Origin of the sequence: Streptomyces sp. NBC_01474, assembly GCF_035918215.1 — a bacterium.
Classification (GTDB): Bacteria; Actinomycetota; Actinomycetes; order Streptomycetales; family Streptomycetaceae; genus Streptomyces; species Streptomyces aureus.
This window is the reverse complement of record NZ_CP109449.1, coordinates 10518461-10542990: the sequence shown is the minus strand read 5'-3', so window position 1 is coordinate 10542990 and position 24530 is coordinate 10518461. Positions and strand designations below refer to the sequence as shown.

Sequence of the window (24530 nt, the reverse complement as noted above, 5' to 3'; positions counted from 1 at the left end):
GTGGGGGATGTCACATCCCGGGAGTCCAATGGGCCATATTTGACAGGCAGTTCGACGCTGTCGCTCGCTCCGACGGCTCCAGGAGCGAACAGCAGATCGGTCAGCGGATGGCGGCCACGAGTACCCCGAGTACAACCGCGACCACGGACACGGCGCTGGGCTCCCTCTGGAGCGAGGAGATGCGTGTCGTGGACGGGACAAGGTAGACCGGGATTGGCCAAGCTGGCAGGCAGCTACTCGAGGTCCTCTCACGTAGGCCAGCGTGGTGCGGCGGCCCCCCGTCCCCGCACCCTCTGAACCGGCGGCATCCTCGACGACCTACCCCGGCCGGCGAGGCTGCTGGTCCGGCCGACCAAGGTGGGCGTCAACCGCGGCGCTTCGACACAACCTGGCGGCCGTTACTCAGGTCCATCTCCAGACCTCCGTGAAACCACGGGGCTGTGCGCCCCTTCAATGGCATTCACCGACTGGCGGATTCTCCCCGCTCGGGATGAAGGGACGGTCGGGGACTTCTGGAATCCGGGCGCGGCGAGACTTGCGAGCTACCGGTCGTGCGTCGGGATCCGTGCGTGCCGGCAGGGTGCTGGGGGCATCGGACGGCTTCGCGGCGGTGTCGAGCAAGGCGCTGATGTCGTCGGCGAAGTGAGGGCCGGGCATGGGGAGGTCGAGGTCGGGCTCGCGTAGGTAGCCGACGGCGACGGCGGTGGGGATGTAGTCCATGAGTTCGTTGACTGCAGTGGAGTGGGTGCGTTCGCTGTCGCGGGCGAGGTGGCGCAGCAGGCGCAGGATTGTGGTGGTGGGCATCTGGGTGACTGGGTGGGTTGCCGGGTGCCATTCCGTCCCGGGCGTGGGGAGCGATTCCTTCTGCTCGGCGTCTTGTGGTGGGGGCTGGACGTCGTTGGTCTGGCTGTGCCACCAGTTGGCTGTTTCGCTCTCGCCCAGGGCGAGGTGGTGGAGGTAGAGGCAGTAGGCGGCGGCGGGTTGGCCGGCTCCTGCGGCGTACTCCCACCAGAAGCGGGCGCCTTCGCTGGTGTCGGTGAGCTGCAGGACACAAGCCAGGACGAGGGCGCTGCGGGGTTGGGGAACTTGTTCGGTGACGAAGTCAGCGACGTCGGCAGCGGGGGTGTGGGTGACGACGGTTTCGCACAGGGCACGGAGGTCTTCGGCGGCGGCGTTGGGCTCGGTGCTGGTGTCGCCTGAGTGGGGGTCTGGGTGCCAGGGCGGGACGATGTCGCGGGGCACGGTGCGCTCGGGGACGAGCAGGGCCCTGGAGAGGATTTCGTCGATGCGGGTCATGCGGTGTTCCCTTCGGTTTTGGACGGCGGGCAGATGAGGCTCTCCAGGAACCGGCGGGCGTGGCGTTCGTCGGAGCGCACCGACGCCATCGAGACGCCCAGGAGGGCGGACGCACCCCGTTGCGTGAACCCGCACAGGGAGCGAAGCACTGTGACGTCGAGCTGGTGGTCAGGCAGGCGGCTGATGGCCTTGAACAACTCCAAGCTTTCGGTGAACTGGTCCATGCGGTCGGTCAGGGTGGACACGGAGCGCAGGGCGACGGTGTCGAAGGCAACTGAGCCGAGTTCGGGCCGGCCGTCCAGGTGGGGGGTGCGGGACATGACGGTGGCCCGCAGGACCTCCCAGGCGAACCGCCGATGGTCGGGGCTGGCGAGCGCGTCGTTCCAGCGAAGCCACAGAATGTCGAAGGAGTTCGACACGGCGATGTCGCGCGGAATATCCTCGAGGAAGCACTGGGCGTAACGCCTGTAGCGGTCTTCGACCAGCTCGCGGAATGCGCAGTGTTCCAGCGGCGGGGCGGCCGAGGTGGTGAGCGTCTTCTCGCTGCAGCCCTCGACCCACTCCCTGCTCTTGTGGGCCTCCAGGGCGGCCTGGCGCCACAAGGAGTGCAGCGGCCAGTCCGGGAGCTTGAGCTCGGCGCCCAGGCTCAGGACGATCTCCCAGCGCGGGTATAGACCTGTGCCGCGCAGGAGTTCGGAGATTTTGGACTTGGCCACCCGAGCACGGCCGCTGAGGTCGTTCAAGGTCAGTCCGCTGCGCAGGTAGGTCTCACGTACGGGCTCGAGCCAGGCGCGGTGGGCGCTGCCCACGCTGTCTGCGATGGGTCCGAGCTTGCGTCCCGGGCGTGGTCTCCCAAAACCGGGCGAGTCCATGGAGGTCACGGGGCCTTGCCCTCCTTGTCCGGCAGGGACGCGGCGCGATGCCCCGGGCCTGAGGCGCTGTCTGTGCGCGAGGCATGCATGATCTGCTGCACCGTCAGGCCGAGGGCGGGGGCGAGGGTTGCGATCGCCGCGGCCTCCCCGAGGGCCACCAAGGCGATGCTCCATGTGAGAACCCCTGTGGTGGCCACGATGAGCCCCATCTGTTTGCGTTCCATTCCGATCACTCCGTTGTGTCGGCCGTCTGTGGCCCCGCGGCCCATCCGGACGCCGCGGGGACTCTCCGGAGGGCGGGTGCCGGCCGTCTCCCGGAGAGGGCAACCAGCATGGAACGATGGGGAGTTGTTACGCCACGTGATCATGGAATCACGGAACAATGAGTATCGCGTCACGACCGACAATCGATCGCCGATGACCGGATCCAGGGGCCAGTCGGCGCGCCCGAGTGGAAGTTCCCGATTTTCCTTGCAATCGCGGCGCGCACCCCCGTCAATGGAAGCGGACGCCATTGGTGTCGGCCTTCCATCCGGAAGGGCCCGCTCCCGTGCCGAGAAGTTGGGAGCGAGCAATCACCGCTCTCGCCTGGCCGCTGATGGAGGCCAGGCGAGAGCGGGACTCCACGACGCTAGCCCAGAGCACTGACATTGCCGGGCAGGCCGCAGAAGCACTCCCCCAAAACCCGCATCGTCCATGCACTAAGCACACTCAAGAGGTGCCGTGACGAGCAGGCCCTGAGGATCGGCGGGCCTTATCCGTCACCGGCCCTCAGCGCAGGCGAGTCAAGGGCTGGTGGCCGATGCACTCGGCGCGGGTGCGCCGGGGGCGGGGCTCGCGTCGGCGGCTGAGGTGGACACTGCGCGGCGGGTGGATCTGCGGCGTGATCCGCAGGCCGCGTTGGGTGGCGTCGGCCCGTCGTGCACGCCGGCGGGGCGGTGGCCGGCTGAGCCCGGGCATCCGCTGGCGTTGTGCCAGCAGTTCGCGGTGAACACCATGTGGGCCCAGCTTCAGCGTGCGGGCGGGGTGTTCGCGGTGAACGGGCCGACAGACGGCCACTGGATCCCCGAAGAAGGCCGGGCCGTGCGCCGCATCCTGGAAAAGCTCCGCGACCAGGGCGGCGTCGACCTCGCAGGCAACGTGTATGTCATCAGCCCGTTCAAAGCCGTGGTCCACGGCGCCCAGCGCGCCAGCCGCGGCCTGCTGCCCGAGAAGCGCGTGGGCACCATCCACACCACCCAGGGCAAGGAAGCCGACGTCGTCATCCTCATCCTGGGCAGCGGCCCACGCCGCCCCGGCGCCCGCGCCTGGGCCGCCTCACGCCCCAATCTCCTCAACGTCGGCGTCAGCCGCGCCAAACGCCGCCTCTTCGTCATCGGCAACCGCGAAACCTGGCAAGAACAGCGCTACTTCACCCCCCTCGCCGACCAATTGCCCGCCCACACCTGGAAGCTATGATCGACGCCTCCTCGCTGCTGACGGCCGTGCCGTAGCCGTCACACGGTGCGGTCCAAGGCCACGCGCGGCCGGTCGCCTGCGATCCACGGGCGACGGCCAGATTCCAAGTGCTCACAAACCCCACCATGCCCGGGAAATTCCACGCCCAGCTCGTTGTGGAGCGCAGGGAAGAACTTCCTCACCTCGGGCGACTGGAAGGTGGTCTGCCACCGGTAGCCGGGGCCATCAGCCAACGCGCGGCGTACCAAGCGCCGTCCCAATCCTTGCCGGTGATGGTCAAGCACGAGGAGATCTTGCTGATGCTGGCGACCTTCGGGAATCTGCAACGTGCATGAGTGGAATGCACGGGCCCCTACGGCCTCTGACCCGCTACCTGCACACTGAAGGCATCACGGTCACGGAGGTCAATCGCCCAGACCGGCAGCCAGGAGCCGGTGGGCAACGCCTTGATCGGTTGATTCCAGGACGAGTACGCTGACGACCGTTACTGTGCGTCGTGCAACGAGAACAGTCGGCCGAACGCCGCTGGCCGGACTGTCTGCCGGACGTGGGGGTGGCCGGATTGAATAGCTCCATAGCCGTGGCAGCGGGCGTTCCCCCCATCCACTTCGGAGTGCACGAGCTCCGTACCGGAAGCGCGGACGGGGCACGAGCAGACTTCGAGAAGATGCTCGCTCAGCTCGCCAGCGCCACCACTCCGAACGTTCGCATGATCGCGGCTAACCCAGGTGACTGGGGAATCGACGCCTTTGCTGGCGACCTCGGGGGCGCCATCACCGTCTGGCAGTCCAAGTACTTCATGCCTGTCACCACGACCAAGCAGTCGCGACAGATCCGCGAGTCGCTCGCAAACGCGCTGAAGGCAGCAGCGGCAAACGGTCACACCATCGAGATCTGGATCTTGTGTATTCCCTCCAGCATGGACGGCCCTGCGGCGAATTGGTGGGACCGCTGGAAGAAGGAGCAGGAGAGGGAGCACAACATCGTCATCGAGCTGTGGGACGAGACCTCGCTCGTGAAGAAGCTCCAAAGCCCCGAAGGCGACCAGGTGCGCCGCGCCTACTACGAACCCTTCACACCGGCGCCTGCCGCACCCATCCAGGAACAGCTTCGGCTGGTTCTGGACGTGGAAGATGACAAGGCGGCGGCGCTCGACTCGGCTCTTTTCGTGCGGCAGATGACGGAGGCTGGCCACATCGAGCTGGGCTCCGCCAAACAGCAGTTCTTCAATGCCGATCTGGTCGCGCGGGAGATCGCGCATAAGGCTGTACCTGCAGAGGTGGCTGCGCTGCGCTCCGCTGATGCCACTCTGCACGGCGTGTGGGAGATGCAGTTCAACGAGTGCTCTGCCGAGGATGCCATCAAGGCTCTCCATGGACGGGTCTGGCGCGAGGTGCGCAGCGAGCACGACAAGCTGCCGAAAGTACTGCGTCTCGAGTTGGTGCACAGCTGGGGGTTGGTGCACCGGCTGGTCGACAGCCGTCGGGCTGGCTGGGTCAAGCACTGGCGGCAGATCGCGAGCAGTCATCCCGACGTCTGAAGTCTCACGACAGCCTGCCCCCGCTAGACAACTGATGAGGAGCACGTTGTGGAAGCACACCGGCCGGTAGTGATGCCAGAGGACGAGGTGCCCTTCCGGCTGGCTCAGCTGCTGCTGCTCCTTACCGCTGTTACCGAGCAGGACGCGAGCGGCGCGAGCTTGGAGCGCATTGGCTACTACGACTTCCTATCCGCGAACCCTTTCCTAGTGGTCCCCTCCGAGGGCCGAGAGGCCAGCCTCCTTCGGCTGGCCGGGTTCGACCCTCAAGTCTTGGCGTACGCCTCTTCCTCGCAGCGGTTCACCAGTCGTAGGCAGCGCATCCAGCACGACCTCGCGCTTCTGATCGCATATGGGTGCTGCCAGGTCCACAACCGCAATGGTTCTCTCGTCTACTCCATCACGCTGGCTGGGCAGGAGCTCGGAGGACAGTTCACAGCCACCTACGCCACCTCGTTTCGTACAGCGGCCAGGATCGTCGTGCGTCGGCTCCGCAGGCTGAGCGACAAGGGGTTGCGGGAGCAGACCGCACGGTGGCTTCGGCCGGACGGGCACGGCGGTCCTGCAGCCGCCCTCATGAGTGTCCTGGGCCCGAGTCCTCATGCGTCGGCAACGTCTTGGGAGGGATGATCACTATGGAGCCGCTTCCCGGCATTCGGATCCGCCGCCTGCGGCTGGCCGGGATCGACCGGTCCTACGAGGTCGACTTCACGATCGAACAACGGGTGCGGAACCTGTCCGTGATCGCCGGGGCGTTCAGCTCGGGCAAGACCGCGGTGCTGGAGTTCATTGCGTACGGGCTTGGCGCCAAGCGGCATCCTCGTCATCAGGAGGTGCTTCGAAGAGTCCGCTCCTGCCTCTTAGAGATTGAGCTTTCCGGAGAACCACACGTAATCGAGCGGTCGGTGGGTGAGCCCTCGAAGTTCGCCTTCGTACGTCGTGGAACGCTGGACAGTAAACCCGCTAAGGGCGAGAGTAGGCCGATCGATCCGCCGGGGGCACCGGACAGTCTGTCGGCCCTCCTACTGAGCCACTGCAAGCTTGAAGGTGTCCAGCTACGGGAAGCCCCGAACAGCCGTACATCCCGCACGGATCCACTTAGCTTCCGTGACTTGATGTGGTTGGCATTCCTGCCCAACGAACGCGTCGCGGACAAGAACTTCCTCTTCGAGAACCACTACATGCGCAAGCACAAGTTGCGGCAGGTGGTTGACGTCGTCTTCGGCGTCCACGACGACCGTGCCGTCGAGCTCGGCCAGCGGATCAGGAAACTCGGCGACCGGCTCAACCAGGCCAATGTCGAACTCGCGGCAGCGCGTTCCTTCGTCCAGGAACAAGCCCCCACCGCCGTCGCCCACGACGAGACCATCCCATCGCCCCTCACGTTCGAGCGGGAGCTGGCCGACATCACCTCCCAGCTCCAGGCACTGGACCAAGCAGCTCAGGCGGGGACAGCCTTTGCCGCCCAACTACGTCGTGAACACCAGCAAGCCGCACGCAGTTCCCGCCGGACGGCATCGGTGCTTCGGGACTGCGAGACACAGCTCGCGCGCCTGATGCCGCTGCGAGCGCAGTACGCGGACGATCTGCTGAAACTCGGCATGCTGGGCGAGGCACAGCAGCTCTTCGACCCCTTGAGCGTCACCACCTGCCCGGCCTGTCTGAAGAGCCTGCCGGCACCCCCGACCGCCGCGAGCGGGCAGTGCAGCATGTGCAGCCGCGAACTGACCGATGCTGACGGGGCACAGACACTGGGGGCCGCGGACGCCGGCAGCCAAGCCGAGGGCAACCGCATGGATGTCGCGGCCGAGATCCGGTCAACCAAAGCCCGCCTCAAAGAGATCACCAACTACATCGAGGACCTGGACGAATCACTGGTCTCGCTCAAGCTGCAGGCCGAAGAGGCGGCAATTCTTGAGGAGCAGGCTGCCGCCGCGCTGGACGAGGCAACTTCGCCCTCGGTATCGCCATTCCTCGCCGCCCGCGACGACCTCCACCGCCGGCGAGAGCAGGTCCTCCGCCTCATCGACCAGGTCGAAAGCACCGCAAAACTCCAGGAGGGACTCGCCAAGCGCGCCGCCGCGGTGGAGCGGCACGAGGCGCAGATCGCCCGCTTGAAGGAGGAACGCGCACAGCTCGGTGACGCCACGTACGACCGAGACCGGATCATCGCCCAGGTCAGCAGCCGCTTCGGCGACCTCCTGCGTGAGTGGCGCTACCCCAAGCTCAGCCAGCCCTTCATTAAGCCTGACCTCACACCGTTCGTCCGCGGGGGACCGTACCAGGAGGCGTCTTCTGGCGCCCGCACGCTGCTGACCCTGGCCTGGCAGCTGGCCGTCTTCGAAATCGCCGTCGAGACCGGCGCCGCGCACCCTGGCTTCCTCATGATCGACAGCCCGCAGAAGAACCTTGGCCACGGCGGCGGCGGCACCCTTGATGCGTTGATCGCCGATGCCGTCGCGATCGACGACTTCTACCATCACCTCTCTGTCTGGCTCGCGGACCGAGGTACCAAAGCACAGCTCATCATCGCCGACAACAGCCCGCCGCTCCTCACGGAAGGCGACGTGGTGGCCCGCTACAGCCGCAACGAGGACCATCCTCCCTACGGGCTGATCGAGGACGAGACAAGCGCAGCACCGGAAGAGGTCACCCGGTAGAACCTGGCGACGCCACAGCGCACCCGATGGTCGGCGGGTGCACTGGTCGTTCGCAGCCACCGGGCCAAGAGCACGCCGACGCTCGCGGCGCATGCACGACTGCGTTCCCCACCCTGAACTTGGTGTCGCCGGATGCCGGCGCATCCGGCGACACCAGGCAACTGCCCGTTCGGCTCGCCTGACCCAGACCGGGCCGGATTCACCTCTTCGGATACGAACAGGCAGGAGCGCGGCGCGTCCGTGCTCACCGCTGGCCCAAGAATGCTCTGCTGAGGCCTCCGGCGCGCGTAGCTCCGGCTGTGTGCGTGCGGGTCATCTCCCGGGGATGGGCTGAGCGCCAGAGGGTGTGGGGCACCCACTGCGCACTTCTCTTCGCTTCGCTGTTTCAGCTGGATGCTGACGCGTGGCTGGGCTGACCCGGGAGGCCTGGAGGGTCACGCTATGCCGAATTCGCTTCGTCGCCGCACCGCTGCGGTGCGGCGTATGTACACAGGAGAGAACTCCTCCGCTGCGGGGCGCGCAGTGCGGGCGGGCCGGATTGGGCTCGGACTGGACGAGTGCACGGCGCAGCAGCAAAGGCTACGGGCGCTCCTGGCGCTGGGCTGGTTCAACTCCGACCTGGACACGGCACACGGCCACTGGTGCGCATACGGACTGTTTTCCTACACCTTGACTCCCTCACCTCGGAATGATGGGTTTGAGATCGAGACGAACTGGGCTGAGGGAGTGGTGCGTTGGCTCGTCCCCGGAGGCCGCGACTGGCCCGGCCGTATTCCAGGGATGCGGCTCGAGTCAAGCGACGGCTACACGTGGCGTCTGCGGCACCTGCCCACCGATGCCACCCTCACCATCGCCGAGAAGCACCGCCCTGCCCGTCAGCTCGTAGCCCCTGCAGTAGACGCTGATTGGATTCGACCAGCAAGCATTGCCCTCACCGACGCCGAGCACGATGCCCTCCAAGCCGTCCCAGCGATGACCCCGGCCAGCACCACGCTCCTGGCTGCCGTCACCGTCCGCATCTCCCTACGCGACCGCGGCAGAACGTGGGCGATCGGCGGGTGGTGGCAAGACCCCCTCGATCGCGCCCCAGGACGCTCGGTGACACAGGGCCTGCGCCGGCTTGAGGGACACGGAGACCGATGGGAACTGGCCTGGACGGGCTACCCCTTCCCCGACGACCTGGCCATCGCACTCACCCACCCAACCGCTGGCCTCGTCGGTGCCCACCGACACCGCACCCGCAACGGCTGGAACATCCACTACAACGGAGCCGTACTCACGCTGAGGTCCCTGGAGTAGCACGCTGCTGGGCGTCTACTCCGCAGCGACTACGAGGCCCGGTTCGCCGGCCAAGCCACCGCCCGGACGCGCCGCTTTCGAGGCGGCGTGTCTGCAGACAAGTGGGCCGCCACTTCTCCATCGCGCGTTGGGCGATCTGGCGTCCGATGCTCGTCCACGCCGGTTCTACGGAATTGGGGACGGCACTGGAGGTCGGTAGCGGTCCGACCAGACCCGCGAGATGAGCGCCTCCTGAGTGACATACCGGTCCGGGCAGGGGCTTTGGAGGTGGCGCCGCAACAGGTCCTTGTCGACACCTCGTTGCTGCAGGTAGGCGGTGATGGTACCGGCGGCAAGGTAGTTGTACGTGAGGGCCTCGGTGAGTTCGTCACACCGACACTCGATCCCTCGGCACCGCTGCACGAACTGATACTGGGATGCTCGAACTTCGACGCAACCGACTTCGCCCGCGACATCCCCTCCCCTGTACGGGACCGCCTGTCCGTCGGTCGCTCGGGCGACGACCCAGACGACCGGCGAAGGCGCAGCCGGAACACCAACGGAGGCGTACTGCCTACCCAACTTGCCGTCATCGAGTTCGACGACCGGAACATCGGCATCGCCGAACGGGACTATGCGGGACGGCGCGCGCCGGTCAAACGAGCGGGGCATGTGGATGTGCATCCGGCCGGCTGCGGGTCGGTGCTGTAGCACGCGATCGTTTCCTGTGCCCCATGCTGACTGACGGCATCATGACGACTGGGGAATGGTGAAGATGAGGGGGTCTTCGCGGGCCCCACTCCGCCATCTCGTCAAGCTGACGCGAAAAGCGGCGAACTTACGTCCGCCCCCCGATTGGTCTGAGATCCTAGAGACCGATCGAGAGGGGCCGAAGGTATGGAGTGGAAGACTCACGGTGAGCGAGAGATCTACACCAACAAGTGGGTGAATCTGTGTCTGGTCGATGTCCAACAGCCTGACGGACGCAGATGGGAGTACCACGTCGTTCGCCTCCGGCACTTGGCCGTGGCCGCCGTCGTCAATGATCAACAAGAGGTCCTGATGATGTGGCGGCATCGCTTCATCACGGACTCATGGGCCTGGGAGTTGCCCATGGGCCTGGTTGAGGAGGGCGAGTCTCCAGAAGACGCCGCGGCCCGCGAAGTGTTGGAGGAGACGGGCTGGCGTCCTGGGCCCATCAAGCCCCTGATCTACGCCGAGCCTGCCAACGGGATCACCGACTCGCAGCACCACGTCTTCCGGGCGGACGGCGCGACCTACGACGGGCCGCCCACGGAAGAGAACGAGTCTGACCGCATCGAGTGGATTCCGCTCTCAGAGGTACGGGGGATGATCGACCGTCGGGAGATCGTGAGCAGTGGGTCGCTGGTCGGCCTGCTGTACCTGCTTATGGACGAATCAATCCGCTAACACCGGTGGGAGGAACTCCCGTAGTCGCGCCTCAAAGGCCAGGGCTACGGGTTCCTGCCGGTGCGGGGCTAATTGGTCGTAGAACTCGCGGAGATGGCCTGACACTCGCTCGGAGGCTACGGCCGATGCCGGCTCCAGAGCTTGCGTGGCGGTGCGGCACGCCTGGTCGAGCTTTCCCTGGTCGAGCTGTGTACGTGCCAGCCAGAACGCGTGAAATGCCCGCCCGCGCTGGTTGGTACGGTCCTCCCTTCGTAATGCGTCTGCGATCAAGGGTTCAGCAGTCTCTGCTTCACCCAGTCGGCCGTGAGCGATGCCCGTGTCCACTATGAGCTTCGGCTCGTTGAAGTAGGTCACCCAAGACGGGTCCAGGTCACTCGTCTGGATCTGCCCGAACTGATGGTGGGCTTCCCCGATCGCCCGGTGAGTGGAATCGCGGTTGCCCAAAGTGGCATGAGCGAAGGCTTCGCGCATGGACAGCATGGACAAAACGCGTGGGGTACTGCCGAGAGATGACCGCGCTTGGTCCTGAGCGGCGGCGACGAGTGCCAGAGAGTCCGCGGGCCTGTCCTGATACGTGGCCTGCAGGCTCATGCAGGCAAGGACGTTAGCGATGAACTGGCGGTCGTCGACTTCCGTGGCCAGTTGCAGTGCTTCAGTGAAGTAGGCGCGGGCCTGGTTGTACTGGCGGGCATCGAAGTAGGTCCAGCCGACGAGGCACGCGAGCTCGGCTGCGATTTGGTACAGGCCGTTCTTGATGGACGGTGGTCGGCTCTCCTTGAGTAGTCCAACCACGTATCGGAGTTGGCCGACGATTGCTGGCCTCAGCGCTTCGCCGCCATGCTGGTCGTCTCGTCGCCAGTAGTCTTCGATGGACGATCGGAACGCTTCAAGTGTGGCTGCACTGAGGCTTGTTCGGGTGGCCAATGCCAGGATGCTATCCACATCGGGCCCTGGCAGAGAAGCGGGTGTCCGCTGTCCTGACTCTGGCTCTTGAGGCGCCTCGCGCTCTGTGACCACGAGGGCCTGAGGCGTTTCCCACGTCCGCCGGGCAAGCCCAAGCATGTGCCCCGGGATTCGTAATCCGTCTGCGATGCGTTCGATGACGTCCATGTGCGACAACCGACGTTGGCCTGCGATGACTTCGCCAACTCGGCTGGGCGTCAGGTCGCAGCGTCTGGCGATCATCGACGGGTAGATGCCCGCCTTGGTCTTCACCAGCCGGAAGACTCTGGCGAAGTCTCGCGCCCGACATGCGTTGATCATCTCGGGGTCGGTGAGCAGCTTTGCAGGAAGTTCCTGGGGCCGGTCGGCGTCGGGCACTGGGCAAGCTCCCACACTGCGAGGGCTACGCAACGTCGCGGATTCTCTACTTGCCGCAATGTTACCCAAGTTGGGTAATCAGCTGGACCTTTTGGCGCCGGAACCCAAATCGCGATCCTCTTATTCATGGAGAGCAACCAGCAGACCAGACCAGGCATCGGTGAGCTGGCCATGGACAACGCCAGGGACCGTATGGGCGTCGTCATGGGTGAGATCGGCGGCCGTGTGCAGATGAGGCCGATCCGTGGCGGCGTCGAGTGGGATGCCGTGCCGGACAACGTGGTACCGCTCAGTGTGCGGAAGGAACTGAGCGCGCGTCTGGCCGTGAAGAACGGCAACAGGCGGGTTGGGTTGTGATGCGCGCCATCGGCCGGTACGCCGGGCTCCTATTCATCATCTGCATCAGCGGATCGTGCGGCCTGGTGATCGGCATGGTCCTCGCGATGGACCAATAGACCGGTCGCCCGGAGGTATGCCAATCCCTCCAGCACCCCGTCAACGTTCGGCGGTGCCACGCAAACCCGCTTCCCAGTCGTCCAGCCCTGGCCCAGGCGCCCAGGAGGAGGCTGAACGTTCCAGTGCAGGCGCAGTGCAGTCCGGCCCGTGGGGCGGCGCGCAGCTCCGCGACGGGACTTGGATCGGTCTACGGAGCGACATCCCGTGTCTCCATCGACGACCGGCGCCTGCCGACGAGGGCAGCTTCCCCAGCCTCCACACACGACCGAGAGGAAGAGCAACCCACATGTGTCAGCACATGCCCGCCTGCCCCAAGGCCGACGAGTCCGACCGCGATGCGGCCAAGAGAATGGCACGTGACGACATCTCGGGCTGGACGCTGCTGTGCAACGGTGTCCTGCTCTTCGACGACACCGGCGAGTTGCTGCCCAACGGGACGGTCATCGCCCCGCACCGCCCTCTCGCCTGCGAGCGGGGTGCCGCATGAGCGCCTCTGCCGACATCGCTATTCCGTACATCACCCTCCGTCGGGACGAGGAAGCCGAGAGCTTCCTGATGCTCTGCGCCCGCATGGAAGACGACCGACAAATGCGGCTCGCCTACATGGACGAGGGACGCGAGGACCGTGACCTGCACGGTGTGCTCTGGTCCCGTGTCTCGCAGTCTCTCGGCACTGACAGGCTGCCGACGGGAGATCCCCGTTGGAAGCTGGTCCACCCGTCCCGGCAGCGGGAGACCATGCTTCGCCTGCGCTGCCAGGTGTGCTTTGCGAGCACTAAAGCCGTGCGCCGTCAGGCGCCTGAGCGGTCCGGTGTCCTGTTCCTGCACACCGCCCAGAGCGGCCTGGGGCAGCCTGTTCGTACCTGGCAGCCGCCCGTCTGTGTCGAGCATGCGAAGTTGGCCGCCGCCCGGTGCCCTCGCCTGGGCCGCGAGGGGCACGTCGCGCTCCTGGCCCGCCGCTTTCGCCTCTACGGAGTGATCGGAACTCCGCACGCGTTGGCCTGCGACGGGGTGCGCGTCCTGGCGGGCGACGACACCCCGATTCCCTACGGCGATCCGCGGCTGCGCTGGTTCCTCGCCTCCCAACTCGTGCGCGAGCTGTCCGACTTTGAAGTCGTGGACCTGGCGGAGCTCACGCCCGCCACCTAGGCCCCGCTCGGCGTTCTTGTGCTGATGGCGGAACGCCGAGCGGCACCACCTCCCCGAGCACACCCCCTGCCTAACAGCCGCTTTCGGCTGCCCGCTGACCTGGAGAAATGATGCTCACCGCACCCACCTACCGCACCGTCGAGGGCGCCTACCTTGATCTGTTACGGCTGGCCTGCGAGAGTCCCGAGTTCAACATCGTGGCCCGCGGCAACGACGCACGAGAGGTCATCGGCGTCAGCTTCCGACTGCCCAACCCGCGCCAGCGCCTGCCCTACATCGCCGCGCGGAAGGCCAACCCGGTCTTCCAGTTCGCCGAAGCGCTCTGGTATCTGGCCGGCCGCCGGGACCTGGAGATGATCGGCTACTACGCGCCGTCGATGCGCTCCAGTTCCAAGGACGGCGTCACCCTGGGCGGATCCGCCTACGGCCACACTTTGTTCAATCCGCCCGCTGTCGGGGACACATGGTCCCCGTTCGAGCGGGTGCTGGAGTTGCTGCGCACCGAGGCCGACAGTAAACGCGGGTACCTGCCCGTGTTCTCGGCCGCTGAACTGGCTGTTGCCGGCAACCCGGACATGGCGTGCCTGGCCGGTCTTCACCTGTTTGTCCGCGATGGCCGTTTGCACATGGTGTGCACCATGCGGGCCAACGATCTGGACTGCGGCCTGCTGTCCGATGTGTTCTCGTTCACGATGATCCAGGAGTACGCGGCCATTCAACTCGGCCTGGAGCTGGGCCACTACACCCACATCATCGGCTCGGCGCACGTGAACGAGTGCAACGTGGAGCGAGTCCGGCGTGTGCTGAACGAGGCGGAGTTGCGCCGGGCTCCGCACGCGTTTCCGTTCCCTGCGATGTCGGTGACGACTGGCCCTGACACGATCATGCGGCTGCTGGAACACGAGGCGCTGCTGCGTACCAACACGGTGAAGTACAGCGTGGACGAGGTCGCCCGCCTGAATCTCGATGCCTATTGGCAGCAAGCGGTGCTGTTGTTCGAGGTGTACCGGCAGATCAGGCATGACGAGAGCGACGCCGTCGGCCGTGACGTCCTGGACTGTCTGCATCCGGGTCTGCGGTGGCTGTGCGAGAACAAGTGGGAGGCCTGCGCGAGGGCGGAGGGAGCGCGGTGAGCGGCAGGCCGCCGGCGGGCGGTGTGGTCAGGGGTATCGACTTCGAGCGGTGGGCCGTCGTGCTGTGTAAGCCGGACGCTGTGGAACGCGGCCTGGTCGACGCTGTCCTGGACCGGATCGAGAGCGCGGGCGTGTCCATTGTCGGGCGCTTGGAGCTGGTCGCAACGGCGTGGCAGGCGCACGTGCACTACTGGGACCTGCTGGTGGACCGCGATTGGTTTTTGGACCGGGACATCGCTGCGTGCTTGGACGAGGCGTACGTGGGGCAGCGCGTCACCGTTGCGCTCGCCCACGGGGAGTCGGACATGCACGCACGGCTGCGCGACCTGTTGGGCGATTTCGATCCCGCGCACGCTGCCGCAGGGACGATCCGCGCGGACCTTGGCCAGGACAGCCTGGAGGCGGCGCTCGCCGAGAAGCGGCTCGTGCGCAACCTCGTGCACACCTCCGACGACGCGGATGCGGCCCGCCGCGATTTTGGCACCTGGTTCGGTGCCGGCCGTCGCGACCTTCTCACCCCAGCTTTCCCGGCGCAGAGCACATCTGCTGACGCCTGACCTCAGGAGACCGTGATGAGCACTCCCATCATCGGCAATCGCCGCCCCCTGCCTATCCTTCCCGTCGAGCAGATCACCAGCTTGAAGCCAGAACTCGCGGACGTGGTCGAGTACCGCAAGTCCGGACTGTCGTTGAACTGGATCATCGGCTGCCCGCTCAACTGCGGTTATTGCGTGCGGCACTTGTTCGAGAACTACTCGATGAAGGTCCCGCGGCGGCTGATGAGCGACGAGGACGCCGTGAACCGCCTCGTCCGCCACCCGTACTTCCGGCCGCACACGACGCCGATCCAGCTCCTCAACCGCGCCACCGACCCCATGCTGACCGTCGTCAAACCGCACCTGTTCAACGTGCTGCGGCAGCTCGACGAGCGCGGCCTGACCAACCACGTCCTGGTCATCACCCGGTGGCGGGTGACGCCCGAGGACTGCGCCGTCCTCAACAGTTTCACGCACCTGCGCCTGACGGTCCTGGTCACGCACTCCAACATCCAGGAACCCAAGATCGAGCCGGTGAACAGCAACATCGCGGCGAAAAGTCTGCGGACCCTGTACGAGCACGCCGAGCGGTACCGCACCGTCCTGTACTGGCGGCCGATCGTGCCCGGCCTGAACGACTGCGACGCCGACATCGCCCGCGCCCGCGAGCTGTCCCAATCCGCGCACGCGACGGTCTTCACCGGCCTGTTCTTCCGCAAGGAGATCGCCGCGTACTACGAGGCCCACGACATGCCCATGCCGTACGAGGAGACCGCTCGCCGCAAGATCATGCCGGAGGTCGCCGAGCAGCGGATTCTCGCCGCCTTCGAGCGCGACAGCGGATGGGGCGCCCTGTTCCGCAAGACCTCATGCGGCGTGGCCTACGCCCACGGGGAGGCCGACTACAACGGGCACTTCGGCATCCATGAACTGTGCGAGATCTGCCCGCCCGAGCAACTCGCCAGGTGCGAGGCCGCATGGGTCACCCCCGAGCTGACGGCCGTCACCCAACAGGCGCGAGAGCTCGGCGCGAGCGGCCCGATCGCCATCACGGATCGTGCCATCGTCGTGGAGGGACTGGACGAAGCCCCGCGCTACTACCTCCAGCACGGCTTCGGCTACCAGTGCCACGACCGCGCCAAGCCCCACCACCACCGCCAGCACGGCCGCGCAGACATCGGCTGGACGACGGAGAACGGACCCACCACCCCATGAACTTCTCCTCCTGGCCCGAGCTGCTGGTCGTCGACGTCGAAGGCAACGGGCACCACCCGCCCGATCTGGTGGAGGTCGCCGCTCTGCCCGTACGCGACGGACAGCCCGACCAGAGCACCGCCGGCGCCTGGCTGACCCGACCGCGCAGGCCCGTCACGTCGTTCGTTGCCGCTCAGTTGCACGGCCTGACGAACCAGATGCTCGAACAGCAGCCGCGCTGGGAGGAGATCAGCGAAGAGGTGCATGCGCGCCTGGGCACTGCATGGATTGCCGCGCACAGCGCGCACGTGGAATACCGCGTGCTGTGCGCGCACCTGCCGCAGTGGCGGCCGGCCGGAGTCATCGACACGGTCCGGCTGGCCAAGGCCACCTACCCCGACCTGCCCAAGTACGGCCTTGACGCCCTGATCAAGCACGTGAAGCCAGACCTGAGCCAGGCCCCCGCGCAGCGTCACCGCGCCACGTTCGACGCATACGCGACCGCGCAGCTCCTCATCGCCATGGCCCAGCACTACGACCGCTGGGACCACATCGTCGCGGCCGCCGTCCCGCCCGGCCTGCCCGGCACCCCCGAACCAGAACAGGAGCCCACCTTGTGGTGAACGACCCGACTCCCCTGCGCATCGGCGTCATGGGAGCCCATTCGACCGGCAAGACCCTGCTGCTGCGCCGCATCGAGATGGAGCTGCGCGCGAACGGGGTACCGGTGGCCCGCACCGGCAACGTCGGCCGCCGCGCGGCCCTGGTCCCCCTGCCCAAGATGCAGCACCACACGGCGGAATCAACCGCCTGGGTCGCCGCGATGGGCATCGCCGACGAGATCGCCGCCGGCGCCCGCCTGGAAGACGAACCGGTGAAGGTCGTTTTGGCGGACCGGGCGTCCTGGGACGCGCTCGCCTACTTCCGCGCCGCCTGTGAGTGGCGCCGGCAGCCCATCTTGCGAGCGGACCGCGAATCGCTGTACCGGCTCGCCTCCGCCCGCGGGCACTACGACCTGCTCCTGGCGACCGTCCTGGACCCCGAGGCCCCCGTGAAGCGCAAACACGACGACGACGCCCGCTACCGCACGCTGGTCGACCGCCACACCCACGACCTGCTGCGCGAGGAGAACCTGCCGCATGTGCGCGTCACCAACAGCGAGGCCGGCTACGACCTCGCCATCGAGCACGCGCTCACGCTCTGCCTGACGCAGGCACCGGTATGACCAGCTCCCTGCCCGGCGGAAGCATCCGGATCGCCGGGAAGACCGTCTCCCGCCTCGGCCTGGGCACCATGCGCCTGACCGGAGCAGGAACCTGGGGCGACCCCGACGACCGCGGCCAGGGACTCGGCGTGCTCCGCCAGGCCGTCCACACCTACGGCATCACCCACATCGACACCGCGGACGCCTACGGCCCGCACACCGTTGAAGAGCTGATCGCGGACGCACTGCACCCCTACCCGGACGAACTCCTCGTCGCGACCAAGGTCGGCCTCCTGCGGCCGGCGCCCAACGTGTGGGCCCCGCACGGGCATCCGGCCTATCTGCGGGCGTGTGTCGAGGCGAGTCTGCGCCGTCTGAAGGCCGAACGGCTGGAGCTGTGCTACCTGCACCGCATCGACCCCGAAGTACCGCTCGCCGACCAGCTCGGCACGCTCCTCGCCCTTCAGGACGAGGGGAAGATCGGGCACATCGGCCTGTCCAAGGTCACGCCGGAAGACCTTGCTCTGGCACAGAAAGAGACAGCGGTAGCGGCCGTGCAGAACACCCTCAGCATCCACGACCGGTACGACCCCGTCGTCGACCTGTGCCGCGCGCAGGACATCCCGTACGTGCCCTACCGGCCCCTCGACGCCGGCGCTGCGGCACACGGCGGGAATGTGGCCACCGCCCTTGCCTGGCTCCTCGCCCGCGGCCCGCACATCGCTCCGATTCCAGGGACAGGGAACCCCCGGCACCTCCAGGCCATCGTGGAAGCGGTCGACGAAGGCGGCTGGACATGATGCTGGCCACCAAGCCAGACGCCACCGCGCTGCGAAAGCATTCCGGCTACGCGAACTGGCGCCCAGCGATCACCGGAGTCACCGTCCTGGCACTCGTCGGCGTGGACAACCTCGTCCTTCCCTGCCTGATGGGCGGCCTTGTGCTGCCCACAGGCGCCGTCGAGGACGGCCAAAGCCCGCAGCACGCCGCACAGTTGGTCCTGTCCGGCATGCCTGGCGACCTGCCCATCCAGCGCCGAGTCGCCGTAGACGAAGAGCACACCAGGCGCCGTAAGATCATCTCGCACCTCGTTGTGACCGCTCCTCTCACCGTCGAGGAAGCCCAATGCCTCGTCTACCGCGATCCGCGCGCAGACACGGACGTCCTGCGCACCACAGAGGCCGTCTCACTACTGACGGAACCCGCGAGAGCACGCGCCCTTCTCGGCCTCCAAGCCCTCGCCATCAACGCGATGGTCTACAACCACAACGGGGCGATCGAGCACCTCGAATCCGTTCCGGCCCCGTAGACCGGCCTCCTACTGTGGCCTCGGCTGACCCTCGGCGCCGGCGATGCCACCCCATCGGACGTCGAATCCGCAATCGCCGACGCGCACCCCCGACCCGTCAGTAGCGTCGGCACTGTCTCCGACCCCAACACCCCCCAGGGACCATGAACCCGGAAGTCGCACAACCCGTGATCGACACCCATGTCATCCTCCGCGACGGCGACCAGCTGCTCTTCTCCCAGCGCGGCGGCCCCTACGGCCACGGCCGTTGGCACCTGCCGTCGGGCAAGCTCGATCAGGGCGAGCCCCTGCGTCTGGGCGCCGCACGGGAGCTGCGCGAAGAAACCGGCGTCACCGTCGACCCGGACCACCTGCGCCTGGTGCACGTCGTCCACCACCACCAGGACGACACCGTGCAGCGGATCGGGTTCTTCTTCGAGGCCACCGAGTGGAACGGCACGCCCGTCAACCAGGAACCCGACAAGTGCATGGGGCTGGAGTGGTTCACGGTTCACGAACTACCCGAGGACCTCATCGAGTATCCGAAGGAAGGCCTCCTCGGCTACCTCAACGATGACGGTGGCCTGACAGAACACGGCTGGGTCTAGCGCCGGCACACCGCACGAGAGGTCGGCTCCGGTCCGCCTGTAGTTACGGGACCGGAGCCAACTGCCGGGTGAAGTGTCACGCCTGGCGGCGCAACTGCGTCCATCGCAGCAGAGCCGGCCGTGGTGCGGCAGCCGGAGGCGGTGTGCACCCGCATCCGTCCCCTCTTCCCCGCTGCGGTCCGTCTCATCGGGCCGCGAGCGCGGAGGCCCCCGGCCGACGCGCAACACGACACGACGCGGCTCCGACCCCGAGCACGCACGCGCCGGCCTCGCCCTGCCGTCTGCTCTTTCCCTTCTTCTTCCTTCCCCACCTGTGGCCGGGTCGGAGTGTGCGTGAGAGGGGTTGTCGGCACGACCGGTACGCCCGTACCGGCGGGTCTGACCTGCCGTTTTCCTCTCTCCAGCGATGGAGGGTGCACTAGGGAGTTTGAGGCCCCCTTTGCGGGTGACTTTGCTGGGGGTTTTGAGGGGTAGTTTGTCGGCGATGCTGATGGCGGCCGCGGTGCTCGAGCGGGGCGCCACAGGCACTGGGCCTCCCCTGCCCGGGCACTACGGCTCCGTGGTGATCGGCTCGATCCTGACCCTCACCGGTTCCTGGCCGTCTGACCGCCTGACCGCCTGATCGCCGTCGGCTTCCGCCCAACTGCCCAGCCCATGACGGACAGTTGGGGCTATTCATCTGATTCGCAGGCCGTCACACGGCCAGCGGTGAAGGTCAACACAAGTGCCTGGTCCAGAGGCTGGCAACTGCCACCACCGGCTGTGTTCCACCACGTCCTGTTGCACGGTCCGCGCTCGTGCAGGCGGGCTCAAGGCGGCGCCGATGACCGGGAACGGCAAAGAGCAACGGCGAGGCAGCCGGCAAAGACCGAGGAACAGCACACTCCATCCCCACCAGCCAGGCATCGCGACGACGCTGAGGGCGAGCTACACGTCGCCGAAGCCGATCACGCGGGCCTGGTGGCGATCACCAGCCACAACACGACGCTCAGCACGCCGGCACCCCACAGGGCGGCCGTGAACGATCTGCGCCCGGACTACGCAGCGGTGGGCAGGGACGCTGCGCAGCGGGGATCCCAAAGTGCGCAACCCAGCTGGCGATGGCCGGCACAGCGAGTGCGGCAAGGGCGAACGACGCCACATCACCCTCCACTACCGCCGGCCGGTACGCACACCGGTACGCGTCTCGCTGCAGCACGCCGCCGGGCCGCCGGGCCGCGACAGCGCACCGGTTGCGCAGCAGCCAGTCACCGCCCGCGCGAGGGCTCGCGGATGGTTGCGCAGCACGATCCGATCGTCCACTGCGCAACGGTGAGCGCGGACGCTGCGCAGCGGTGGGCGGGGACGCTGCGCAGCGGGGATCCCGGAGTGCGCAGTCAGAGTGCACTGCGACTGCGCATCGTGGGTGCGCAGCATCGTGGGTGCGCAGCATCGTGGGTGCGCAGTCGCGGTCACTGCGCACTCCCCCGCACCGGTACGCGTTGGGTTTCCCAACGCGTACCGGCCGCCTCGGCCCATTCCGCGTCACCCGGCTTCGAGGACGGCACGGCGACGGGCCGCGCCCGCCGCGCTCCGGTGACCGGTACGCGTTCTACAAGGGGCGAAAAAACGCGTACCGAAACGCGTACCGGTCTGCAGAAAGCACAGGTCACAGACCTGCCAGACGTCCCCACGGCCAGCAGAACGCAACCGGTTCGCTCAGGTACGGGTACGCCTTTCGCCGTACCGCTTCAGATGCCCGGCACGCGTTTTGGCGGGCACCGCAAAATGCGTACCACCCGCTCACCGTCGACCGGTACGGGCTGCACAAGTACCTGGTGCGCAACCCGCCCCAGTCGGCACTACGCAGTCGGAGTCCGGGCCTGACAGGCCTGCTGCGCAACACCCGAAGCCCCGTTGCGCAGCGAACCCGAACACCTGCGCACTGCGCACTGGCACTGCGCACTGGCGCTGCGCACTGGCGCTGCGCAACGAGTACGGGTTCCCACGAGGCGCTGCGCAGCCGCAGGCCGTAACCCGGGCACCGGTCGCACTGCGCACCAGGCCGCGGGAAGACTGACCACTCTGCGCCGTTCCTCAGTGATCACAGGCCCGTCATATGTCCAGGCCGTCAGATTTCGGCGAGGCCGCGTGTTGTGGTGCGGGCGGCTTCGAGGAGCACGTCGACGAGCCGCTCCGCCGCGTCAGGCCGCCCGTGTTCGCGGGCGGCCTGAGCCATGCCCGCACGCCGGGCCGGGTCGGTCAGAAGCGGTCCGAGCGCCGCCTGCAGCCGCTGCGGGCTCGTCTCGCCCTCCAGCGCGACGGCGGCACCGGATTCCTGCAGGTGGCGTGCGTTGTGCGCCTGCTCGTTGCCCGCCGAGGAGGCGAGGGGAATGAACACGGCGGGCTTGCCGAGCGCGGTGAGTTCCGCGAGGGTGCCCGCGCCGCTGCGGGACACGACGACGTCGGCCAGGGCGAGTACGTCCGGCAGCTCCGGGCCGACGAAACCCGTCAGGTGATAGCGGCCGGACAGTGCTGCGGGCAGGGACGCGGCAACGGTGCGCAGCTCGTCGACGTTCGCCGGGCCGCACTGGTGGACCACGTTCGCGCGCTCCAGCAGCCAGGGCAGTGACTGGGCGATCACCTGGTTGATCTGCTGGGCGCCCTGGGCGCCGCCCGTCACGTAGAGGGTGGGCAAGCGCCGGTCGAAGCCGGTCAGCTCCAGCGCGGTGACGGCCTTGTCGGCGTTGCCGGTGAGCACCTCCGGCCGGACCGGGTTGCCCGTGACGACGGCTGCTGCACGCAACGTCCTGCGGCGGCAGGGAGAGGGAGGACTCCGAGGACACCGCGATGCGGGTGGCGGACCCGGCGGGCTTCCGGTTGGCCAGGCCCAGACGCACGGTCTGCTCGTGCAGGACCAGGGGGCGCCGGCACAGGCGGGCGGCGAGGCCGGCGGGGACGGCGACGTATCCGCCCGTGGCAAGGACGACGTCCGGGGCGAATTCGGCGATCCGGGAGCGGGCCTGCGCGACGCCGAGCGGTACGCGCGCCATGTCCTTCACGTTCGCCGGGCCCAGCATCTTCAGTGGGTTCGGCGAGCGGCGGATCTTGCCCGTAAGATCGACGCCCTCATGGGGAGTGCGATGCGAACGTCAGGGCGGGGTGACGAGGGGCAGAAGTACGCCCTGAACTCGGACGAGGACGACGACGACTTCTGGGGTTGTGCTCACGAGGCCGAGGGGTTGTTCACGCCGCTGGCGGATGAAGAGGGAGCACGCCGAGTGCGCCTTGCGGGTTGCCTGCCGCAGGGCGGCCTGCTGAAGAGCGTTAATCACGTCGGCGGTCGTCGTGCTGTGGCGGGCAACGCCTGGCTCGACCTCCTCGACGGCGACGGCACCACCATGGGGTCCTACTTCGTCAACGAGGTCACGGTCGTCGGCATCCAGCCATCCGCCCATGGAGTGGGCCTCGTCGACCTCACAGTGACGCTGTGGTGCGAGAACGCGGTGGCTGGAGCGGAACCGGTGTGGGACTTGATCCGCGCGGGGAACCTGAACCGCACCGGCCTGTGGCACGATCTGGCGCCCGAAGACCGACACGCGTGGCTGTCGGTGGCACTGTGGTCTGGCGAGTACCAACGTCAGGGACGGCCCGACACTCCTGCGGGCCAGGTGTTCACCTTGGACGGCCGGCACATCGTTGACAGGGACAGCTTCTACTGCGCGATCGGTGAGGCCATCAATGGGCCGGGCGGATACTTCGGCTGGAACCTTGACGCTCTGGACGACTGTTTGAGCGGCGGCTGGGGCGCCACCGCTCCGTTCGCCTTGCACTGGGATTCCTCGGCCGAGGCCAGGGCGCGGTTGGCAGAGCGTGTGCCCACCGGCGATGGCGAGGTTTCGCTGTTCGACCTGCTCCTGGAGATCTTGGAGGAACGGGGCGTGAGCGTCATCCTTCGATGATCGATGGTCGGTTCCTCGGTTCCAGGCGCTGGCATGGGCAGAGTCATTCCGACTCGTTCGGACAGCGGCGTGCAGGGATGCCGAGGTCGACAGCGGGTCGGCGTGCCATGGGCTGGGACTCGTCGCGCTTGGAGCGCAGGAGGGCGCGGGTGAGGTTCAGTCCTTCGATCTCATCGCAGGTGGTCAGCCGATGGGACGTGGGACAGGATTCTGCGGGCCGTTCAGGCAACGCGCTTTGACAAGAGGGCCTACATTTTCCACGGCACCATCACCGTCGCCGGAGCCGGCTCTGGCGCCTCCCGCGAACAGAGCCCACTCATCACTCGGTGCGTGACGGCCGGCCCACGGGCCGCCAAGCCGAGGGCCAGGCGACAACCCGGTTGACCGGACCGGTCACCCCCAGACTGACCCGTGCGTACTCGAGGTACTTCCGCTGTGCGTCTCTGAACTCCAAGTACGCCTGTTCCCAGCTCTGTTCGGATTCCGTGGGCACGCCCCGCGCCAGGTGCTCCAGCCGCCACAGGCAGTGATTCAGCGTCTTGGACGCCGTGTTCGTGTCAGTGTCTCCCAACAATTCACAGGTCTCCCCCAGCGCAGAACGGCGGGACTCAGCCGCGCCGAGCTCGGCAAGCACTTCCGCGGTGAGCTCCAGCGGCGCCGGACCAATTACCAGCCCGCGACCCGCAGCGATGCGCTGATAGCGCCCCGCGAGCTCTTTGACCGCGTGGATGTACTCGCCATAGGCATCCAGACGCCGCTCGTCCCAGCGAACGGACTGCTCACGCCGCCATCGTGCCCGGTCATTCAAACTGCTCGCCAGGAACGACGTGACGGCGCCCAGCGCAACACCCACCAACGGAAGTATCTGCCCCAACAGACTCACAAAGGCTCCGATCTCGTAGTCAAAACCGGTTCCCCATTCTCCCGACCGGAGCCCGGCGAAGTCGGGGATACCGCCGTCCGCAGCCACTGGTGACTCCTCGGACACGCCCTCGCACCGGCACGCCGCACGCGAGGGCGTCATGGGATCGAGTGACAACACCGCGTCCACGGCGGCGAACGGCTGTGCCGGCGATAGCGTCATCGCGGTGAACACCGACACGCTCACCGAGTCCGAAGCCGAGGCCGCGTCCGAAGCCGAGGCCGCGTCCGAAGCCGAGGCCGCGTCC

General features: G+C 67.2%; 25 protein-coding genes and 3 pseudogenes. 22 read left to right on the top strand and 6 right to left on the bottom strand.

The features are described 5' to 3' along the window. Nucleotides 1–450: 450 nt before the first annotated feature. The 3 genes from OG758_RS48640 to OG758_RS48630 form a co-directional block, all read right to left on the bottom strand. Complete coding sequence (locus tag OG758_RS48640; protein WP_326707993.1) at nucleotides 451–1296, bottom strand: hypothetical protein; 846 nt, start codon at nucleotides 1294–1296, stop codon at nucleotides 451–453. Beyond that, nucleotides 1293–2105: a sigma-70 family RNA polymerase sigma factor gene (locus tag OG758_RS48635; protein WP_326707994.1), complete on the bottom strand. Its 813-nt coding sequence runs from the start codon at nucleotides 2103–2105 to the stop codon at nucleotides 1293–1295. Before OG758_RS48635 ends, OG758_RS48640 begins: the two co-directional genes overlap by 4 nt. A gap of 68 nt (nucleotides 2106–2173) precedes the next feature. Further along, nucleotides 2174–2392 carry a hypothetical protein gene (locus OG758_RS48630; protein ID WP_326707995.1) on the bottom strand — a complete coding sequence of 73 codons (219 nt, stop codon included), beginning with the start codon at nucleotides 2390–2392 and terminating at the stop codon, nucleotides 2174–2176. A 571-nt stretch (nucleotides 2393–2963) separates the two neighbouring features. Here OG758_RS48630 and OG758_RS48625 point away from each other — a divergent pair. From OG758_RS48625 to OG758_RS48595, 8 genes are all read left to right on the top strand, one after another. After that, nucleotides 2964–3626, top strand: coding sequence for an AAA domain-containing protein (locus OG758_RS48625; RefSeq protein ID WP_326707996.1), 663 nt, complete (start codon nucleotides 2964–2966; stop codon nucleotides 3624–3626). A 125-nt stretch (nucleotides 3627–3751) separates the two neighbouring features. After that, nucleotides 3752–3961, top strand: coding sequence for a hypothetical protein (locus OG758_RS48620; RefSeq protein ID WP_326707997.1), 210 nt, complete (start codon nucleotides 3752–3754; stop codon nucleotides 3959–3961). Between the two features lie 332 nt (nucleotides 3962–4293). Beyond that, nucleotides 4294–5166 carry a serine/threonine protein kinase gene (locus tag OG758_RS48615; RefSeq protein WP_326707998.1) on the top strand — a complete coding sequence of 291 codons (873 nt, stop codon included), beginning with the start codon at nucleotides 4294–4296 and terminating at the stop codon, nucleotides 5164–5166. Between the two features lie 72 nt (nucleotides 5167–5238). Beyond that, nucleotides 5239–5793 carry an ABC-three component system middle component 2 gene (locus tag OG758_RS49335; RefSeq protein ID WP_442810406.1) on the top strand — a complete coding sequence of 185 codons (555 nt, stop codon included), beginning with the start codon at nucleotides 5239–5241 and terminating at the stop codon, nucleotides 5791–5793. A gap of 5 nt (nucleotides 5794–5798) precedes the next feature. Next, nucleotides 5799–7823 (top strand): DNA recombination protein RecN, encoded by a 2025-nt coding sequence (locus OG758_RS48610; RefSeq protein WP_326707999.1) that lies wholly within the window; start codon nucleotides 5799–5801, stop codon nucleotides 7821–7823. 972 nt (nucleotides 7824–8795) lie between these two features. Then, nucleotides 8796–9122: a hypothetical protein gene (locus tag OG758_RS48605; RefSeq protein ID WP_326708000.1), complete on the top strand. Its 327-nt coding sequence runs from the start codon at nucleotides 8796–8798 to the stop codon at nucleotides 9120–9122. 267 nt (nucleotides 9123–9389) lie between these two features. After that, on the top strand, nucleotides 9390–9812 hold the full coding sequence (locus OG758_RS48600) for a hypothetical protein (protein ID WP_326708001.1): 423 nt from the start codon (nucleotides 9390–9392) through the stop codon (nucleotides 9810–9812). 186 nt (nucleotides 9813–9998) lie between these two features. Beyond that, entirely contained in the window at nucleotides 9999–10532 is a 534-nt protein-coding gene (locus OG758_RS48595; RefSeq protein ID WP_326708002.1) for an NUDIX hydrolase, read from the top strand. On the opposite strand, the pseudogene OG758_RS48590 reads toward OG758_RS48595, so the two are convergent. After that, a pseudogene (locus tag OG758_RS48590) lies at nucleotides 10510–11852 on the bottom strand (hypothetical protein). The gene OG758_RS48595 and the pseudogene OG758_RS48590 sit on opposite strands and share 23 nt — an antisense overlap. A 126-nt stretch (nucleotides 11853–11978) precedes the next feature. Between OG758_RS48590 and OG758_RS48585 the strand changes: the two are divergent. The 12 genes from OG758_RS48585 (at nucleotide 11979) to OG758_RS48530 (ending at nucleotide 20042) form a co-directional block, all read left to right on the top strand. Next, a complete protein-coding gene (locus OG758_RS48585; protein ID WP_326708004.1) occupies nucleotides 11979–12209 on the top strand; it encodes a hypothetical protein in 231 nt (76 codons plus the stop codon). A gap of 385 nt (nucleotides 12210–12594) precedes the next feature. Next, a complete protein-coding gene (locus OG758_RS48580; protein WP_326708005.1) occupies nucleotides 12595–12795 on the top strand; it encodes a DUF5999 family protein in 201 nt (66 codons plus the stop codon). After that, nucleotides 12792–13457, top strand: a complete 666-nt coding sequence (locus OG758_RS48575; RefSeq protein ID WP_326708006.1) for a hypothetical protein — start codon at nucleotides 12792–12794, stop codon at nucleotides 13455–13457. The genes OG758_RS48580 and OG758_RS48575 overlap by 4 nt, the downstream gene beginning before the upstream one ends. A 107-nt stretch (nucleotides 13458–13564) precedes the next feature. Beyond that, nucleotides 13565–14590: a thymidylate synthase gene (locus OG758_RS48570; protein WP_326715747.1), complete on the top strand. Its 1026-nt coding sequence runs from the start codon at nucleotides 13565–13567 to the stop codon at nucleotides 14588–14590. Beyond that, on the top strand, nucleotides 14587–15147 hold the full coding sequence (locus tag OG758_RS48565; protein ID WP_326708007.1) for a nucleoside-diphosphate kinase: 561 nt from the start codon (nucleotides 14587–14589) through the stop codon (nucleotides 15145–15147). Before OG758_RS48570 ends, OG758_RS48565 begins: the two co-directional genes overlap by 4 nt. A gap of 15 nt (nucleotides 15148–15162) precedes the next feature. Continuing rightward, nucleotides 15163–16341, top strand: a complete 1179-nt coding sequence (locus OG758_RS48560; RefSeq protein ID WP_326708008.1) for a radical SAM protein — start codon at nucleotides 15163–15165, stop codon at nucleotides 16339–16341. Next, on the top strand, nucleotides 16338–16943 hold the full coding sequence (locus OG758_RS48555; protein WP_326708009.1) for a 3'-5' exonuclease: 606 nt from the start codon (nucleotides 16338–16340) through the stop codon (nucleotides 16941–16943). Before OG758_RS48560 ends, OG758_RS48555 begins: the two co-directional genes overlap by 4 nt. Next, the gene (locus OG758_RS48550) at nucleotides 16940–17545 is read left to right on the top strand and encodes an AAA family ATPase (RefSeq protein WP_326708010.1); all 606 of its coding nucleotides are present in this window, start codon (nucleotides 16940–16942) and stop codon (nucleotides 17543–17545) included. The genes OG758_RS48555 and OG758_RS48550 overlap by 4 nt, the downstream gene beginning before the upstream one ends. Then, nucleotides 17542–18324, top strand: a complete 783-nt coding sequence (locus OG758_RS48545) for an aldo/keto reductase (RefSeq protein ID WP_326708011.1) — start codon at nucleotides 17542–17544, stop codon at nucleotides 18322–18324. Before OG758_RS48550 ends, OG758_RS48545 begins: the two co-directional genes overlap by 4 nt. Then, complete coding sequence (locus OG758_RS48540; protein WP_326708012.1) at nucleotides 18321–18833, top strand: hypothetical protein; 513 nt, start codon at nucleotides 18321–18323, stop codon at nucleotides 18831–18833. The genes OG758_RS48545 and OG758_RS48540 overlap by 4 nt, the downstream gene beginning before the upstream one ends. 143 nt (nucleotides 18834–18976) lie before the next feature. Next, a complete protein-coding gene (locus OG758_RS48535) occupies nucleotides 18977–19420 on the top strand; it encodes an NUDIX hydrolase (protein WP_326708013.1) in 444 nt (147 codons plus the stop codon). Nucleotides 19421–19904: 484 nt separating this feature from the next. Then, nucleotides 19905–20042, top strand: a complete 138-nt coding sequence (locus tag OG758_RS48530; RefSeq protein ID WP_326708014.1) for a hypothetical protein — start codon at nucleotides 19905–19907, stop codon at nucleotides 20040–20042. A gap of 1488 nt (nucleotides 20043–21530) precedes the next feature. Here OG758_RS48530 and OG758_RS48525 read toward each other — a convergent pair. Continuing rightward, nucleotides 21531–22515 (bottom strand): annotated as a pseudogene (locus tag OG758_RS48525) (UDP-N-acetylglucosamine--N-acetylmuramyl-(pentapeptide) pyrophosphoryl-undecaprenol N-acetylglucosamine transferase); the annotation flags it as partial. Nucleotides 22516–22530: 15 nt separating this feature from the next. On the opposite strand from OG758_RS48525, the gene OG758_RS48520 reads away from it, so the two are divergent. Beyond that, nucleotides 22531–23361 carry a barstar family protein gene (locus OG758_RS48520; protein WP_326715746.1) on the top strand — a complete coding sequence of 277 codons (831 nt, stop codon included), beginning with the start codon at nucleotides 22531–22533 and terminating at the stop codon, nucleotides 23359–23361. Nucleotides 23362–23535: 174 nt separating this feature from the next. Then, nucleotides 23536–23640, top strand: a pseudogene (locus OG758_RS49330) (IS5/IS1182 family transposase); the annotation flags it as partial. A gap of 40 nt (nucleotides 23641–23680) precedes the next feature. On the opposite strand, the gene OG758_RS48515 reads toward OG758_RS49330, so the two are convergent. Beyond that, entirely contained in the window at nucleotides 23681–24463 is a 783-nt protein-coding gene (locus tag OG758_RS48515; protein WP_326708015.1) for a hypothetical protein, read from the bottom strand. Between the last annotated feature and the right edge of the window lie 67 nt (nucleotides 24464–24530).